The 15,754-nt window shown below is 61.3% G+C and carries 16 protein-coding genes and 1 pseudogene; 4 read left to right on the top strand and 13 right to left on the bottom strand.

What is annotated here, in order from left to right:
* The first annotated feature begins 12 nt into the window (after window positions 1-12).
* From FHT93_RS21425 to FHT93_RS21415, 3 genes are read left to right on the top strand one after another with little or no spacing between them, the layout of a single operon-like run.
* On the top strand, window positions 13-1,191 hold the full coding sequence (locus tag FHT93_RS21425; protein ID WP_183849334.1) for an LLM class flavin-dependent oxidoreductase: 1,179 nt from the start codon (window positions 13-15) through the stop codon (window positions 1,189-1,191).
* Between the two features lie 11 nt (window positions 1,192-1,202).
* Window positions 1,203-2,240 (top strand): ABC transporter substrate-binding protein, encoded by a 1,038-nt coding sequence (locus FHT93_RS21420; RefSeq protein ID WP_183849333.1) that lies wholly within the window; start codon window positions 1,203-1,205, stop codon window positions 2,238-2,240.
* A 13-nt stretch (window positions 2,241-2,253) separates the two neighbouring features.
* Window positions 2,254-3,414 (top strand): acyl-CoA dehydrogenase family protein, encoded by a 1,161-nt coding sequence (locus FHT93_RS21415; RefSeq protein ID WP_183849330.1) that lies wholly within the window; start codon window positions 2,254-2,256, stop codon window positions 3,412-3,414.
* 58 nt (window positions 3,415-3,472) lie between these two features.
* Here the strand turns inward: FHT93_RS21415 and FHT93_RS21410 are convergent, their stop codons facing one another.
* The 13 genes and pseudogenes from FHT93_RS21410 to FHT93_RS21350 form a co-directional block, all read right to left on the bottom strand.
* Complete coding sequence (locus FHT93_RS21410; RefSeq protein WP_183849328.1) at window positions 3,473-5,080, bottom strand: ABC transporter substrate-binding protein; 1,608 nt, start codon at window positions 5,078-5,080, stop codon at window positions 3,473-3,475.
* Between the two features lie 218 nt (window positions 5,081-5,298).
* Window positions 5,299-6,234 (bottom strand): amidohydrolase family protein, encoded by a 936-nt coding sequence (locus FHT93_RS21405; protein WP_183849326.1) that lies wholly within the window; start codon window positions 6,232-6,234, stop codon window positions 5,299-5,301.
* A gap of 128 nt (window positions 6,235-6,362) precedes the next feature.
* Window positions 6,363-7,048 (bottom strand): annotated as a pseudogene (locus tag FHT93_RS21400) (gamma-glutamylcyclotransferase).
* Window positions 7,049-7,130: 82 nt separating this feature from the next.
* Window positions 7,131-7,451, bottom strand: a complete 321-nt coding sequence (locus tag FHT93_RS21395) for a hypothetical protein (RefSeq protein ID WP_246781675.1) — start codon at window positions 7,449-7,451, stop codon at window positions 7,131-7,133.
* Window positions 7,452-7,460: 9 nt separating this feature from the next.
* Window positions 7,461-7,601, bottom strand: coding sequence for a hypothetical protein (locus FHT93_RS21390; protein ID WP_183849324.1), 141 nt, complete (start codon window positions 7,599-7,601; stop codon window positions 7,461-7,463).
* Between the two features lie 11 nt (window positions 7,602-7,612).
* Window positions 7,613-7,780, bottom strand: a complete 168-nt coding sequence (locus tag FHT93_RS21385) for a hypothetical protein (RefSeq protein ID WP_183849322.1) — start codon at window positions 7,778-7,780, stop codon at window positions 7,613-7,615.
* Between the two features lie 24 nt (window positions 7,781-7,804).
* On the bottom strand, window positions 7,805-7,993 hold the full coding sequence (locus FHT93_RS21380; RefSeq protein ID WP_183849430.1) for a hypothetical protein: 189 nt from the start codon (window positions 7,991-7,993) through the stop codon (window positions 7,805-7,807).
* Between the two features lie 10 nt (window positions 7,994-8,003).
* A complete protein-coding gene (msuE, locus tag FHT93_RS21375; protein WP_183849320.1) occupies window positions 8,004-8,564 on the bottom strand; it encodes an FMN reductase in 561 nt (186 codons plus the stop codon).
* A 178-nt stretch (window positions 8,565-8,742) separates the two neighbouring features.
* Window positions 8,743-10,113 (bottom strand): NtaA/DmoA family FMN-dependent monooxygenase, encoded by a 1,371-nt coding sequence (locus tag FHT93_RS21370; protein WP_246781674.1) that lies wholly within the window; start codon window positions 10,111-10,113, stop codon window positions 8,743-8,745.
* Window positions 10,114-10,116: 3 nt separating this feature from the next.
* On the bottom strand, window positions 10,117-11,370 hold the full coding sequence (locus tag FHT93_RS21365) for an acyl-CoA dehydrogenase family protein (protein ID WP_183849319.1): 1,254 nt from the start codon (window positions 11,368-11,370) through the stop codon (window positions 10,117-10,119).
* An 18-nt stretch (window positions 11,371-11,388) separates the two neighbouring features.
* Window positions 11,389-12,144, bottom strand: a complete 756-nt coding sequence (locus FHT93_RS21360; protein WP_183849317.1) for an ABC transporter ATP-binding protein — start codon at window positions 12,142-12,144, stop codon at window positions 11,389-11,391.
* A complete protein-coding gene (locus FHT93_RS21355) occupies window positions 12,141-13,025 on the bottom strand; it encodes an ABC transporter permease (protein ID WP_183849315.1) in 885 nt (294 codons plus the stop codon). The genes FHT93_RS21360 and FHT93_RS21355 overlap by 4 nt, the downstream gene beginning before the upstream one ends.
* Window positions 13,025-14,044 (bottom strand): ABC transporter substrate-binding protein, encoded by a 1,020-nt coding sequence (locus FHT93_RS21350; RefSeq protein ID WP_183849313.1) that lies wholly within the window; start codon window positions 14,042-14,044, stop codon window positions 13,025-13,027. Before FHT93_RS21350 ends, FHT93_RS21355 begins: the two co-directional genes overlap by 1 nt.
* Before the next feature lie 235 nt (window positions 14,045-14,279).
* Between FHT93_RS21350 and FHT93_RS21345 the strand changes: the two genes are divergently transcribed.
* Complete coding sequence (locus tag FHT93_RS21345; protein WP_183849311.1) at window positions 14,280-15,374, top strand: rhodanese-like domain-containing protein; 1,095 nt, start codon at window positions 14,280-14,282, stop codon at window positions 15,372-15,374.
* Window positions 15,375-15,754 lie beyond the last annotated feature (380 nt).

Below are 15,754 nucleotides of genomic sequence, written 5' to 3'. Positions count from 1 at the left end.
CACGGATCCGTCATGTCCATTCAACACCCTCCCGGCTCCATCGTGGGTCTCCCGAAATTCTCCGCCCCCACCGACTTTGCCGAAAGCCCGCTGTCGCAGGCGCTCAAGCAGCCGGTGCTGCTCGGCCTCTTCCTGCCGATCCAGGCCGGCGGCTGGACGCAATCCACGCTCGAGCGCTCGACGGACTGGAGCTTCGATTACAACAAGGCGCTGACGCTGAAGGCTGAGGAACTCGGCTTCGATCTAGTTTTCGCCCTGTCGCAATGGTTGCCGAAAGGTGGCTATGGCGGTGTCTTCAACGGCCAGGCGCTCGACAGCTTCACGACGACGGCAGCGCTCGCCGGCCTGACCAAGAAGATCATACTGATCTCCACCATGCATGTTCTCTACGGGCCATGGCATCCGCTGCATCTGGCAAAATTCGGTGCGACGCTCGACCACATCACTGGTGGCCGCTGGGGCATCAATGTCGTGACCGGTCACCGTGCCGTCGAGCATGAAATGTTCGGCTGGCCACGCATCGAGCACGACAGGCGCTACGAACTGGCGGCCGAATTCCTCGAAGTCGTCCAGCGCCTTTGGAGCGATAACGAGAATTTCTCCTTCGAGGGCGAGAGCAGCTGGAAGCTCGGTGGCGGCTTCGTGACGCCCAAACCGCATTTCGGCCGGCCGATCCTCGTCAACGCCACGGGATCGGATGCGGGCATTGCATTTGCCGGCCGCTATTCGGACATCGTCTTCATCACCAGTCCGACGGGCGCCGATATCAACAGCGCGCTTCAATCGCTGCCGGCCCACACGAAAAGAGTGAAGGATGCGGCGAGCGACGTCGGACGCACGGTGCGCACCCTACTCAACCCGATGGTCATCTGCCGGCCGACCGACAAGGAGGCCTGGGAACTCGCCGACCGGATCGTCGCCCATGGCGATCAGCGCTCGCCGCAAGGCTTTTCGTCACTGAACTCGGATGCGCATGCCTGGAAAGGCCGCGATCCGCAGGATCCCTACCGCTTCGTCGGTGGCAATATCCGCGTCATCGGCTCGCCCGAAAGCGTGGTCGACCAGTTCCTCAAGCTGAAAGCCGCCGGTATCGACGGATTGCAGCTCAGCTTCTTCGATTTCCGAGATGAACTCGAATTCTTCGGCACAGACGTGCTGCCACTGATGAAGCAGGCCGGCCTGCGCCACTGAAAGGGACGATCATGACCAGCAATGCCATTTCCGAAATCTGGTATACGCGCTGCCCGGTGCCGACCCCGGTCGGGCTCGCCGCCCAGCTCGGCTATCTCGAGGAAGGCTTCCGCAAGGAAGGCGTGACGCTGAAGTCGATTATCGACTCTCCCGACCGCGCCATCCGCCAGAGCCATTTCAACCACACGCTCGACTGGTCCTTCCGCCATGGCGGCAATGTTCCGCCGATCCGCGCCCGCTCGGAAGGCCGCAAGACCCGCCTCGTCGGCATTACCTGGACGGACGAATTTCAGTCGATCATCACCCTGCCGGGAACCGGGATCAACACCACGAGGGATCTGAAGGGACGCCGCTTCGGCATCGCCCGGCGCCCGGAAGGCATCGTCGACTTCATGCGCGCAACGGCCCTGAAAGGTCTCCTGTCGGCTCTGTCGCTGGAGGGCCTGGCGCTCGACGACGTCGAGATCATCGACATCGCGCTTGCCGATTCCGTCCTCGCCACCCAGGAGGGCCCATCGCTTTTCGGCCTCAAGCGCCGCCAGGCCTATGGCGAGGAAATCGCAGCTCTGCTGCGCGGTGACGTGGATGCGATCTATGTGAAGGGTACGGCCGGCATTAGCGTCGCGAATCTGATCGGCGCCGTTCAGGTGGCGGAATTCGGTTTTCACCCCGACCCGAAGATCCGCATCAATTCCGGTTCGCCGCGTGTCCTCACGGTCGACGAACTGCTGGCCGAGGAACGGCCCGATCTCGTCCACCGGCTTCTGGAAGCGATCTACAAGGCGGGCGACTGGGCGCAAGCCCATCCCGATGAGACGCGCCGCTTCGTCGCACGCGAGGCCGGTGCCACCGAGGAGCAGGTGCTGGCGGCAAATGGGCCGGAAGTCCACCGCCATCTCGGCCTTGGGCTCGCGCCCGAACTGGTCGAGGCTGTCGGCCACTACAAGAATTTCCTGCGGGACTTCGGCTTCCTGGCCGCCGATTTCGATATTGCTGACTGGGTCGACCGCCGTCACGTCGACGGTTTTCACACCCGCGCCGTCGCCTGACAGGAGAACCGTCATGCTGCAGGAAGCGATCGATCCGCTCGACAGGGCACGAAGGCTTGCAAAGGATTTCTCCGAACGCGCCCATCATTTCGATGCGAGCGGCGAATTTCCCTTCGAGAATTTCACACGGCTCTACGAGGCAGGCCTTCTCGGCTTGGTGACAGCACCCGAGAACGGCGGCCATGGCGGCGGCCTTGCGGATGCGCAGGCGGTGATCAGCGAGATCGCCCGCGGCGAGCCCTCGACGGCACTGGTGCTCGCCATGCATTACAACAGCCACTATACGTTGCGGCGATTCGGAAAATGGCCTGCGCATCTTGCCGAGCGGGTTCTTCTCGCCAACCGTCAAGGCTCAGCCCTGATCAATGCCGCCCAGGCCGAGCCACGTATCGGCTCTCCCGCCCACGGCGCCTTGCCGGAGACGATCGCAAAGCGCGAGGGCGACAGTTGGCGTATTTCAGGTCGCAAGACCTACGTGACCGGCATACCGATCCTCAAATGGGTATCGCTGCTGGCGCTGACGGACGAGGCCGAGCCACGGCTTGCCTCCTTCCTGGTACCGACCGACAGCCCCGGCTTTGCAGTCGAAAAGACCTGGAATGCCGCCGGAATGCACGCGACCGCTAGCGACGACATCATCCTTGAAGACGTCGTCATTCCTCTCGAAGACCTAATCGAGGCACAGCCCGCTTCAGAACCTATCCGGCGGGAGGAGCATGCCACGGCCTTCTTCTTCTCGCTGATCGGCGCCGTCTATCATGGGGTGGCGCTGTCGGCCCGTGACAGCGTGCTTGCCTTTTGCGCCCGCCATGCGCCGGCAAGCCTCGGGGCACCGATTGCGACCGTGCCCCGCATCCAGGACGGTCTCGGCGAGATCGAGGTGCGTCTTGCGACGAATGCCAGGCTGCTGCGCTCGCTCGGCGACGATGTCGATGCCGGCAGGCCGGTCGGTATCGACGCCATGGCCGTGCGCCATGTGGTGATCGACAATGCGGTCGCCATTACAAGCCTGGCGCTCGATCTGGCCGGCAATCCAGGCCTCAACAGGGATTTTGGATTGGAACGCCATCACCGCGACGCCATCACCGGACGCTCGCACGCGCCACAGAACCACATGGTTCGGGCAATCGCTGCGAAAAATGCTCTCTCCCGGCTTGAAGCAGGGCGTAGCTGAAACTCGCCTTGCGACCCGCTACCCGGCCAGCTCCCAAGTCGGCCGGGTACCGGTGCGATCAGGCATCCGGGCTCAGCCATATCTGGCCGAAACTGTTGTTGATGCCTTGCGCTCCGGGGGCGAAGTTCCTGACCTTCTTGCTGGCCACGATCTGCGAGCCGGCGGCGACAAGATCGACCGAGACGACATCCTCATGGATGATATGCTGGAAGTGATACCAGAGATCGCGTCGCTTGGTCTCGTCGGGCTCGACTGCTGCGGCTTCTAGCAGCTTGTCGACCTCGGGGTTGGCATAATGACTGGCGTTCGAAAAGACGAGGCCGATCTTGAAGTTCTTCGACCAGTAGGCGCGCTGGACGCCGAGCGTCGGATCGAATGTGTTGGACAGGGATTCGATTACCAGGTCGAAGGCGCGGTCCGTGTACACGGTCTTCAGAAAGGTCGCCAGATCCAGCTTGAGGATCTCCGCATCGATGCCGACGGTTGCGAGCGATTGACGGATGAAATCGGCATAGGAAGGCGGCAGGAAGGAATTATAGGCAAGTCGGAGCTTGAAGCGCACGCCATTTTCCCCGCGCGGGTAGCCGGCCGTGTCGAGCAGCTTTTCTGCAAGCTTGGGGTCCGGTTCACGGGCCTTGATGCTCGGATCATACCATTTCGGCAATGCCGTGCTGATCGGGCTCGGCGAGACGTCGGCGTAACCGAACAGGGCGATATCGACGAGCTTCTGCAGATCGATGGCATGGGCGATTGCCAGGCGCACGTCGCGCTTTGTCAGGATTTCGTTCTCATAGTTGAAGAACAGCTGCTGCTGCGGTCCCGAATAGGCATAGGTCGTCGTGTCCACGACGAGATTGGGATTGGTCTTCAGGCGCTCGATGTCGGACAGGGGAACGGGGTTGGCACCGATGTCGATCTCACCCGTCTCGAGTGCTGCGGCACGACCGGACGGATCGAGAATGACGCGCAGGATGACACGATCGAGATAGGGTTTTCCGGTATCCCAATAATTCGGATTGCGCTCGAAGATCAGGTGACTGCCGGGCACCCATTCCTTCAGCAGGAACGGGCCTGTCCCAATCGTCTGGGCGAGCTTGGGCTGCTCCTGCGGCTTGAAGGTTTCATAGATATGCTTTGGCACGATCGGCGATTCCGAACTCGAGAGAGCGGTAATGAGATAGGGCGCAGGCTTGGTGAGCACGACGATTGCCGTGTGCGAATCGGGCGTCTCGACCGCTGTCACGTTCTGGTAGGTGATACGGCCGCGTGGATGGGCTTCCTTGAGCCGGAAGATGGTGAAGGCGACGTCGTCCGATGTAAAGTCGGCGCCGTCATGCCATTTGACACCCTCGCGCAGCTTGAACGTATAGCGCAACTGATCCTCGCTGACGGACCACTCCGTCGCAAGAAGCGGGATGGGGTTCAGATCGTAGTCGAAGTCAAAGAGGCCTTCGTTGATCTTCGGCCCGATGGCCTGCCCCGTGCCAGAGGACGTATTGATAGCGATGAGAGCGCTCGGGTCGGGATAATAGGCCCAATTGAGCGTACCACCCCTGACGGGCGTCTCTGTCGCCGCGGCAGCGGTAAACGTTGGAACGGCCCCCAATGCAAGCCCGGCCGAGCCCGCAAGGAGAAGCTGATTGAACTGGCGGCGATTGATCGACATGGAAAGCTCCGAAGGCTGCGACGCTCGAAAAAGCGTGCACGGAGCCCCATGCCCCGATGCCGGAATGATCCCTTCCCAACCCGCCGAAGCAAAGGCAGATTTTCTATCGCCGCAGCGAAGCAAAGCTTGTCGCGCAGGCATAGAAAAACAGCAAAGTCGAGCATGTCCGCTGCGGGCAGCAGCGAACATGGCCGCCGAGAGATGGATAAAAAAGAGAGCTACTGACCCGGATGGCCCAAAAGCCGACGCGCATTGCCGCCGGCAACAAGAGACTGTGACTGGGCGTCGAGACCCGCCGCCGTCAGGCTCTCCGTCAACCTCTCACGGGAAAGGGCGGGAAGGATCGGCCAGTCCGTTCCGGCAAGAACGCGCTCTGCGCCGAAGAACTCCACCAATATCGCGATGATCGAAGGATCGTCGCCCATCGTGTCGAAGTAGATGTTGGGCTTATGCCCGGCAGCGCGGTTCTGCCGCGAATAGGCACCGCCCCGCGCCGCCTGCACGACCGCCCCGAGGCCAAGGGTTGCGAAGACGAAGTTCAGATCCGGAAATTCGTCCAGCAGGCCGTTTTCCAGGACGGACAGAAACGCTACCCCGTTCATCAGCCCGCGGCCAAGCGAATTGCCGAGCTTGCCGGCACCGGCAATGAGGAGATCGGCTTGTGGCGCATTGACGGGATGGACGAAGACCGGCTTGCCGAAACGGGCAGCGACAGCGAGCGCAGGGCGGGCGACTGGATCTCCGATGAACTTGCCGTCGCGATAGGAATCGACGACGAGACCGGCCAGTCCAAGTTCGCCAAGCGCCCTCTCGGCCTCCTGCGCGGCCACCTCGCCGGAAAAGGGATCGATGGTTGCGAGCGCGACCAGACGCTCGGGATGTGCCTTGACGAGGCCCGCAAGCCAGTCATTCACGCGGGCGATCACGGCGGGATCGGTGGCATTCTCCATGCCGAACAGGCTCTCGATCGTCGTGCTGAGTACGGCAAGCGAGACACCGGCTGAAGAAAATTCGCCGATCAGGGAAGCCGGATCGACAATCTTCTTCAGGACAGTTTCGGCAAGCCCGGCGGATATGCGACGCGTTCCGTCAGCGCCCCACTCTGCCGGCCAGAGATGCGTGTGAATGTCGACGATATCCAGTTCATTGCTCATATGCTGTTTCTCTCCTTGGAATGGTGATCGCCCCCGATGGTCTCTATGGACAGGGGCAGTTTCTTTGGGGGCTGTCTTGTATCGAGGGGCGATCGAAAACTCGCGGGCGCATGGCTAATCTGGCCTTTCTACGCGGCTTCGACCCCGTGAATTCGCCTGATCTCCTCGGCGACCAGAGCCTGCAGCCGCCAGAGGTTGCGGTCGCGGACCCCCTTCTCCTCCAGATGCTTTACGGTGAGATAGAGATATTCGGCACACGACCCCATATGTCCGCATGCCCTGGCGAGAACTTTGGCAACGTTATCGAGAGGCAGTCCGCGCAGGACACGGTTGCCTTTCGGCCTGCCCAGAACACAAGCGCCCGCGAAGGTCCTTGTTGCGTTTGAATCGGAACCCAGCGGATGAAGCTTGAATCGGAAAGCGTTCCGATCTCCCTGCGTATCATCCTGCGAAGCTGCCCCATGCGGTCCTTATCGGATAGCCTGTAGGCGACGCCGTTGCATTGCCCACACTGGTCCACCGCCATCATCAGGCCCGGCACGGCTTGTGTTGCGCGCCATCGCGTCATCTGCAGACAGAACGAACGATGCCAGCCACGAGCCTCGGCATGGCACCATTCCACGGCATCGAAGTCCGGCTTCCAGATCAGCGAGCCGTAGGCAAACACCCAAAGCGGCTCTGCTGCCGCCTCGCGAAACAGTCTCTCCGCAAGCGTCTGAAGCTCGGCGTCGCTCAGCGTGATATGATCGGGATCCGGTCCGGGGTCGGTTTCCAGCCGCAGGCTGAGTGAGACGAGATCGGCTGTCAGCGCCATCGTCCGCAAACCGGCAGGCTGGCTCGTTTCTATGAAAGAAGCCTCTGGGGTCGACGAGGTCTTTGGCAAGAAGGCCTGCATGCTAGTGAACCGTAAAGCGGCTGACATGGACCTGCCGCTCGCGCACTGCCTTTATTAACAAGGCCGCCTCGTGCATGATCGCGCTGAAGGTCGCATCGTCGGCCGATGCGATACTGTCCGACATGGTCCGGAAAATTCCGATCAGGTGAGCGACGGATTCCTGAGAGACCCCGTTATTCCCGTCGAGCCCCTCGGCAAGACCGGCGAGCGTTCTCACAAGCTCGTCAATGATCGCGCGGCGACGCGCCCGGCTTGACAGATCGCCATCTCCGGCCAGTGCCGTCTCTTCCACGTCCCTGTCAATCGTCGCACGCCGCTTCATCTTCGTCGATCAAACCAGTCCGACGACGAGCGCCAGTATGAAGGCAAAGGAGCCGGCGGCCGCGGCCTGATGCAGACGCAGACAAACCGGCGAAAGCCAGCCGGTGTGATGTCGCAACACGAAGCGATGATGATCATCGACAATTGCCATAACCGCCTCCGTCAATACCAAACAGGAGCTGCGGCGCGCCAGAAGGAAAGCTCATAGTCGAGCGCGGTCTGGCGATCTCCCCCCGCAAGTCCGATCGATCTGACCGTGCGACGCCGCGTATGCGTTTCGAGAAATCGGACAAGCGCTGCGGAAAAATACCAAAGCATGGGTAGCCTCATCGCAACCTCCTCGCCTTTCGGCCTCTAGCCAAACATTTCCACTCGCCTGGCGCTCAAAAGCAGATCGCCGGGCGATGCCATCGTTCCGAAGAGCGCCACCAAGCGATTTTCCTCTGATTTCGCGAGCCGGTATCGCCGCGCGAAGTCGAAGACGCTCCATAGTTCCTCGCCAGGCGGCGAAGCGTGCATCTTTTCCTGCAGGTTCGCCGCCACGGTCGCTCTCCTATTCCGCCGCGTGCAGTGTCGGCCGAACACCCGGGAAGAAAGCCTCGATCTCGCTGATCACCTCGTCTATTCGCTTGGAAAGCGGCTCGGAGGACACAGCGTAATCGGCAAAATCCCGATCGGATGCGTAGATTGCTGTCGGCAGGGTGTGCGACATGAAGAAGCCGAACAACGGGCGGAGCTGATGTTCAACCATCAGCGCGTGCCGGTCGCCACCGCCCGTCGCAGTGATGATGATCGGTTTTGCCCGCAGCTCATGCGGTTCGATCAGATCGATCAGATGCTTGAAAAGGCCCGGATAGGAGCCCTTGTAGGTGGGAGAACCGACGATCAGCAGGTCCGCAGTGACGATCTCGGAAATCACGGCCTCCGCTTGGCCATCGAGATCCTTGCGCCAGCTTGCCTCACCGAGGGAGGGTCCGACATCCAGCATGTCATAGACCTTGCTTTCGAAGCCATGCCTGTCCCTCGCGATGCGAGCAATGTGGCTTACGAGCGTCAGGGTCTTGGACGGGCGGTTGAAGCTACCCGCGATTCCAACAAGTTTGAGAGCGGCCATCAGCTTTCCTTTCGTTGAAATCATTATTGTCTATAAAATTAATGGATTAAAGAAATGGTGGTTTGCGGTCGAGGCGATGCGGGGAAAATATGCCTCTTTCTTCCCCGTATCGTTCGGCTTTCAGGCACGGCGCGGCGTCACTCGGCCGACCGCCATGAGCAGACCTATCCTTGACGATTCAGGAGCCGATGCGGGCTAAAGCCGAAGCCCGCGGTCTCTCCGTATCGCCCAGGCGCGAAGGCTCTTCCGGATAAGGCAGCCCATACCGGTCGCGCACCGTCTTGCCGTCGTATTCCCTGCGGTAGACACCGCGATCCTGCAGGATGGGGACGACTTTCTCGACGAATTCCTCGATGTCGTCGGGCGCGCGCGGTGGCTGGAGCGTATATCCATCCACGGTACCATCAGCCCAGAGGTCGATGATCTCGTCTGCCACCTGTTCAGGAGTACCGAGCAGCAGGCGGTGATGGCCCTCCGACCTGCGTACAGCCTGTTTTGCCGTCAGTTTCTCATGCGTCAGGAGGTCGGACAGGCCGAGCCCCATGCCGACTGCCTGGAGGCGGTTGGGATCGGGAATGAACCGTTCGGCATCGAGCAACGCATCCGCATCGAACCCGTCCGGATCGATGCCGTGCTCTTTGACGAACCGCGCGAGCAATCCATCTTCCGAGCCGGTGCCGCTGTAAAGCTCATGTTTGCGCAAGGCCTCCTCACGGCTTTCGCCGAGAATGACGACGAGACCAGGTACGATGCGGATGCCCGAGGGATCGCGACCGATCGCTGCGGCGCGCGCTCTTACCTTGGCGCCGAAAGCCCGGCCGGCGCCACGTGACAGGATGTTGCAATAGATGATTTCACCATGGCGCGCGGCAAGCTCGATGCCCCCTTCCGATGCGCCGGCCTGGGCGATGACAGGATGGCCCTGCGGTCCTTTTGGAACGTTGAGCGGGCCCTTGACGGTGAAATACGCGCCCTGGTGATCGATCGCATGTGCGCTTGCCGCGTCCCAGAAGCGGTTTTCCGGCACCTCGCCCTCGCGCGCCGGATCCCAGCTGGCCCACAGCTCCTTGGCGACATCGAGAAACTCCGACGCCTTGGCATAGCGCTCGCTGCGCGGCGGCAGCGGCTCGGAGCCGAAATTGGCGGCCACGTTCGGGTTGAAGGAGGAGACGACGTTCACGATCAGCCGGCCGCCCGAAATGATATCGGTCGATTGCACCCGGCGGGCAAAGTTGAAGGGCGAATTATAGGTCGAGGACATCGTCACGACGAAACCGATATCGGGCACCTGCGCCGAGAGCGCCGTACAGAGGATCAGCGGATCGATCGTGTGGAAGGGCCGGCTCGCCGGATCGGTCATCAGCGCCGGGTGGTCGGAAAAGAAGACCGCATCGAAGCGCCCCTTATGCGCAAGCTCGGTCAGCCGGCGGTAATAGTCCGGATCGTTGATGTCTTGTCGGCTGCCGCTCCTGTATTTCCAGGCATTGGCAAGATAGCCCGTCGTGTTGATGCCGACGTTAAGGTTAAGTGTGCGGGATGTGCTGGCCATGGCTCAGGCAACCTCGCTGCTGGTGCCGAAAGGCGTGATGATCTTGCGATAGCCGACAGCAGCGGGCTTCTTGCCGGAAACCGCATAGTCGCCGACCACACGGTCGTGATAGATGCGTGGATTGTGCGAGGTGATCGTGCGGGCATTCCGCCAGTGGCGATCGAGCGCGGTAGCCCGCTTGGCGGCGGATGCGCCGAGAGCATCGAAGAGGATCGTTGTCGCCTCGAGGATCAGCGTCGAGATCACCGTGACGGCCTGGCTGGTTTCGACGTCGGCGATGAGGTGAATATCGGTCCGCTCTGGATCCACACCGGATATATTGGTTTCGAAGGACCGCTGCAGGGCCTCGGCGACGTTGAGCACGATCGCGCCGGCCGAATAGGCACGGCCCCTGACGCGCCCCACCACTTCCAGCACCTGCGGATCATCAGCGCTCGTAGCGCCATTGCCGCGCGGATAGATCCGTGCCCGTGCGCCGACATGCTGCGCAAGCTCGCTTGCTGCTGCCCGGCCGATCCCGGCGAGGCTTGCCAGATGCACGAGCTGGAAGAAGGCCGGTGTATAGGGGAAGCGGGCCGCATCCGGCTTGATATGTTCAGGCTCCAGCCTGACATCCTTGAACCGCGCCGTGCCGCTACCGCTCATCGCCTGTCCGAACCCATCCCAGTCGTCGAGAATATCGACGCCTTGCGCCCTGGTGGGCACGAGGGCGGCGATCGGCGAACCCGATCCATCGACGGCACCAAGGTTGATCCAGTCCGCATAGATCGAACCGGTCGTGTAGAATTTCTCGCCATTCAGGCGATAGCCGTTTCCTTCGCGCAGGATGGTCGTCGAATGATCACCGATGTTGGTGGTGGACAGCTCCGAAAATCCGCTGCCGATCATTTCGCCACGGCCGAGACGGGAAAGCCATTCGTCGCGCCAGGCGCCCTTTGGTGCATTCAGCAGATCCTCGGTAAAGCCGAGCTGGCTGCGGAAGATGTTGGTAATATTCGGATCGGCGGAGGAAAGCTCGATCAGCAGCCCGAAAAGCTCCGGCAGGGTGACGCCGAGGCCGCCATAGTCCGGAGGGACCCGCAAGCCGCCGAAACCGGCATCGCGCAACCATCGCACCTCCTCGAAAGGCAGCCGTCGCTGCTGGTCTCTTTCGATCGCCGCCTGTGCTATCTCTCGGAAAATCGGACGGAAACGCGCGGCAATCTCCTCATAGCGCGCCGAGGGGCCACGGCCCCAGCCTTCATCGATCCTGGTCATGATGTTGCTTCCTCAATGTCAATGATTGCTCTGTTTTGCCGGTGCAGCCGGCTCGCTCACGCCGAGCCAGTCGAGCAGCTGGGTGCGCAGACGGTTGAAGCCGGCACTGCCGGTCGAGCGTGGGCGCGGCAGGTCGATCCTTGCCTCATGGGCCACCACACCGTCACGCATCACCAGCACCCTGTCGGCAAGCAGCAGCGCCTCTTCGACATCGTGGGTGACGAGCAGCACGGCCTGGCGATGTTTCTGCCAGAGGTCGGCGACGAGCGCCTGCGCCTTGAGCCGCGTCAGCGCATCGAGTGCCCCGAACGGCTCATCAAGCAGGAGAAGATCAGGGTTGCGAACGAGAGCGCGCGCCAGCGATGCGCGCTGTGCTTCGCCGCCCGAGAGATCCTTCGGCCAGGCATCGCCGCGATGGGTCAGTCCCACCTCGTCTAGCGCCGCATTTGCCCTTACGCGATCGGCGCCGCGTGGAAGACCGGCGACGACATTGCTCCAGACCCGCTTCCAGGGAAACAGGCGCGGCGACTGGAAGGCCACCCCGCGACGCGGCGAGACGAAAACGTCGCCCTCGATGTCGTGATCGAGATCGGCAAGAATCCGCAAAAGCGTGCTCTTGCCGCAGCCGCTCGCCCCGAGCAGGGCGACGAACTCGCCCCGTCTGATGTCGAGATCAAGACGGTCGATGACGTTGCGCTGCCCGAAGCGGCGGACAAGACCGCGCACGCTGACAGAAAGACCTGCCTGGACCGAGCCGGAAAGGGACATGTTCATGCTCCGTCGAAGTTTTGGCGCCACCTGAGAAGAACCCGCTCCAGGAGCCGGACGACGAGGTCCGCACAAAGGCCGAGAAGCGCATAGATGATGAGACACAGGATGATGATATCGACGCGATAAACTTCGCGCGCATGGGTGATCAGATAGCCGAGGCCGCCCTGGGCATTGACAGTTTCAGCAAAGACCAGCGCCAGCCATGCCGATCCGAGCGAATAGCGCAGGCCGACAAGCAGGTTCGGCAGCGCGCCAGGCAGGATGACCTGGAAGATCAGCGCTGCACGACCGAAAGACAGCGTGCGCGCAGCCTCGACCAGGGTCTTGTCGACGTTGCGGATGCCGGCAAACGTATTGATGTAGAGCGGAAAGGTCACGGCAAAGGCGACGAGCGTGATCTTCGGCGTCTCGTCTATGCCGAGCCAGATGATCAGGAGCGGCACGAGACCGGCCCAGGGAAGCGTGCGTGCCATCTGCATCGGCGCATTGATAAGATCTTCGCCGATACGCAGAAGGCCGGAGAGGACGGCAAGGCTGACGCCGACGACAAAGCCGAAACCAAAGCCGATGACAACACGTTGGAGCGACAGCAGAAGCGCTTCGGCAAGCTCGCCGCTCGCAATCATATCAAGCAGAGTTGCCCATAGCGTGGCCGGGCCGGGAAACAGATCTTCGGAAATCAGGCCATAGCGCGTGGAAAGCCACCACAGGGTGAGCAATGCCGCAGGGCCTAGGCTCTTGCCAAGACCGCGCGGCATGCGATTGTTGTTTCTTCTGCCGAGCGGAACGATACGCTCAAGATCGCCAACATCCCATTCAGGATCGGCTGCGTCGACCGAGGACGCAGCCAGTCGTGCTTCGGAGAAGCTTGTCACCGTCGCCATCAGTTGGTCTTTGCGAGTTTCTTGTTCTCGTCGCGGATCAAGTCGTCGAAATCCTTGATGACATAGTCGTCGACCTTGAAGTCACGCTTGAACTGCCCTCCAGCATGGAAATAGGCGATCTCCTGCTGCCAGCCGGCAAGGACGTCGGCGTCCGTCGCCGGAACGTATTCCACCCGTGAGCGGCTGGCCTGCAGGTTGGCGGCATCCGGCGAGATCTGCGACAGCTTGGCCACCTGCTCGGCCCATTCCTGCGGATGGGCGTTGACCCAGGCCTGCGCCCGAATGATACGGCGCGTCAGGTCCTCGAGTGCGGCCTTGCGCGCTGGATCCTCGACAGAAGAGGTCGGGGCATAAAGAACGCCTGCCGTATCGATCACCTTGCTCAAGGACTTGAGGATGCGCGCGCCGTGCTGCTGCTGGGCGATCGCGGTATTGGGATCCCAGACGACAAAGGCATCGACCTGAGAATTGACCAGTGCCGACAGACCATCGGTGGTGTTCAGGTTGAGGATCAGCTTGTTGTCGAACTGCACGCCGGCCTGCTCAAGCGCCTTGGCAAACTGGTAGTGCTGCTTGGTGAAATAGGGCAAGGCAACCTTGTGCCCCTTGAGATCGGCTACGTCTTTCAGCGGTGAATCGCCACGCACGAGAATGGCGCTGCCGCTCTCCTTGCGTTCCCAGGTGCCGGCAAGGATCGTGACCTTGACGCCATTGGCGATCGCCGCAAGGACACCGGTGTCCCCGCCGGCTGCGATATCGACATGACCGGCGCGAAGCGCCTCGACGAGTGGCGGCGTTGAATCGAAATCGGCCCATTTGATCTTGTAGGGAAGGTTTTCGATCTCGTTTGCTGCAATCAGCTGACGATGCAGGCCTGTCTTGTTGGGTGTACCGACCGTCAGGGCCAGGTCGCTCAGATCCGGCGTAGTCTGCGCCAGCGATGCGGTAGCGAACGAAACTGAAAAGGCGATGGCAAGCCCCGCATGGCGGATCAGCCTATCGATATGGTCAAATCTCATTGTTCATCCCTCCTGGCCAATCGGCAGCAGCCTGCGTCGATTGGCGTGACGTCATTCATGATGGGTGAGCCTAAGGAAGGGCGCAAACGCTGATAAGAAAATAAACTCTATAGATTTTATATATTATGAAATTGCTTTTCCGGATTTGGTTCCCGTCCGGATCGACCGACTTCGAAACGAATTCCCGAGGCCGTTAGTCTTGGCTGATCACCGATAGCGAACAAGGAGACGGACGATGAGCCAGAAGACGATTTCCCGCGAGACATTCAAAGATTGGCTTGCAGATGGAAACGAGCTTGCCGTTCTCGACATACGCGCGCCCGATGTCGTCGGCTACGCCTCGCCGCTTTTCGCCACAAACCTCCCGGCCGAAAGAGTAGTGGGCGAGCTTTCGCGCTTCGTGCCGCGCAAGCTCGTGCGCACCGTACTCGCCGATGACGGCGATGGAACGGCCGAGCGCCTTGTCGAGGACCTCGCTGCAGCCGGATGGGTGAATATCTTCGCACTCGACGGCGGCATTCCTGCCTGGATAGCGGACGGCGCAGACGGAGCCCTGCCGACATTCGATACGCCCGGCGTCGACTTTACGCTTGCGGTCAAGGACGAGAGGGGCACGCCGGTCACCTTGGTCGAAACGTTGCAAAGGTTGCGTGACGCAGGCGAAGATGTCCTTGTCATCGACACGCGTACGGTAGCCGAGTTTGCACGCGAGCATGTGCCGGGTGCGGTCAGCGTGCCAGGAGCGGAACTGGTCTTGCGCTTCAAGGACGTCGTACCGTCCGAAACGACGCAGATCGTCGTCTCCTGCGCCGGGCTGCCGCGCGCCATCCTCGGGGCGCAGACACTGATCGACGCCAAGATTCCAAACAAGGTCTCCTATCTCCATGACGGCACCAAGGCCTGGACCGCGGCAGGCCTTAGCCTGGAAACCGGCAGGACCCGCACCTACGGAGAAGCAAGCGATGCGGCCGTCGAATTTGCCCGCCGGCAGATCGCAGTCTTGAGCAGCGCCGACCGCTTCCCCGAAATCGATGTCTCGACGGCGAAAGCCTGGGCTGCCGATCCCGATCGGACCACCTACCTGCTCGATGTCAGGACGCCGGAGGAATTCGAAAATGGCCACCTTGAAGGTACCCTGTCGTCCGAAGGTGGCCAGTTGCTCGGCGTTGCCTATCGTACAATCGCGGTCAGAGGCGCACGTGTGGTGCTCATCGATGACCTCATCGGCGCCCGCGCGCGCATCGTAGCCCACTGGCTGCAACGGCGCGGTTACGAGATCGCCATTCTCCTGGTCGATTTCAATTCGGGCAAATTGAGCAACGTCGCCTGACGCGCTGCCAGCATCGAACCGACGACGATGTTGTATCCGTGGTTGCGGTGCAGATCGCTATAGCCTGAACGATGAGTTCTAATCGACGACGAGGAGATGCGGCGCGCAAATGTGGCGCCACAAGCCGCGTGAGAGGAGAGCCGGCATGGGCCGATTGCGACGCCTCTTTTGATTGACCTCGCGTCACGGCGATGCTTACGTCTGCCATCGCACCTTCTTGCCGATCAGCGAGGCCAATCGTGTCGCGGCCGAATGAAACGCTCCAACACAAAGGCGCTCGCAAACGCAGGGATCGGCAATTTGCCACCCGACAGGCTACCGACAAGCACTGATTAATTTCCGAAAATAGCGGCTTTCGAAGGATTTTGATCTCAACGCGC

Origin of the sequence: Rhizobium sp. BK379 (genome assembly GCF_014193955.1) — a bacterium.
GTDB lineage: Bacteria > Pseudomonadota > Alphaproteobacteria > Rhizobiales > Rhizobiaceae > Rhizobium.
This window is presented reverse-complemented; position numbering and strand designations above follow the sequence as displayed.

Coding starts and splice junctions, on each gene's coding strand:
- FHT93_RS21360 (WP_183849317.1), bottom strand. CDS start 12,144: ATGAACATGTCCCTTTCCGGCTCGGTCCAGGCAGGTCTTTCTGTCAGC.
- FHT93_RS21350 (WP_183849313.1), bottom strand. CDS start 14,044: ATGAGATTTGACCATATCGATAGGCTGATCCGCCATGCGGGGCTTGCC.
- FHT93_RS21420 (WP_183849333.1), top strand. CDS start 1,203: ATGACCAGCAATGCCATTTCCGAAATCTGGTATACGCGCTGCCCGGTG.
- FHT93_RS21395 (WP_246781675.1), bottom strand. CDS start 7,451: ATGAAGCGGCGTGCGACGATTGACAGGGACGTGGAAGAGACGGCACTG.
- FHT93_RS21345 (WP_183849311.1), top strand. CDS start 14,280: ATGAGCCAGAAGACGATTTCCCGCGAGACATTCAAAGATTGGCTTGCA.
- FHT93_RS21405 (WP_183849326.1), bottom strand. CDS start 6,234: ATGAGCAATGAACTGGATATCGTCGACATTCACACGCATCTCTGGCCG.
- FHT93_RS21365 (WP_183849319.1), bottom strand. CDS start 11,370: ATGACCAGGATCGATGAAGGCTGGGGCCGTGGCCCCTCGGCGCGCTAT.
- FHT93_RS21415 (WP_183849330.1), top strand. CDS start 2,254: ATGCTGCAGGAAGCGATCGATCCGCTCGACAGGGCACGAAGGCTTGCA.
- FHT93_RS21385 (WP_183849322.1), bottom strand. CDS start 7,780: ATGAGGCTACCCATGCTTTGGTATTTTTCCGCAGCGCTTGTCCGATTT.
- FHT93_RS21390 (WP_183849324.1), bottom strand. CDS start 7,601: ATGGCAATTGTCGATGATCATCATCGCTTCGTGTTGCGACATCACACC.
- FHT93_RS21425 (WP_183849334.1), top strand. CDS start 13: ATGTCCATTCAACACCCTCCCGGCTCCATCGTGGGTCTCCCGAAATTC.
- FHT93_RS21370 (WP_246781674.1), bottom strand. CDS start 10,113: ATGGCCAGCACATCCCGCACACTTAACCTTAACGTCGGCATCAACACG.
- FHT93_RS21410 (WP_183849328.1), bottom strand. CDS start 5,080: ATGTCGATCAATCGCCGCCAGTTCAATCAGCTTCTCCTTGCGGGCTCG.
- msuE (WP_183849320.1), bottom strand. CDS start 8,564: ATGGCCGCTCTCAAACTTGTTGGAATCGCGGGTAGCTTCAACCGCCCG.
- FHT93_RS21355 (WP_183849315.1), bottom strand. CDS start 13,025: ATGGCGACGGTGACAAGCTTCTCCGAAGCACGACTGGCTGCGTCCTCG.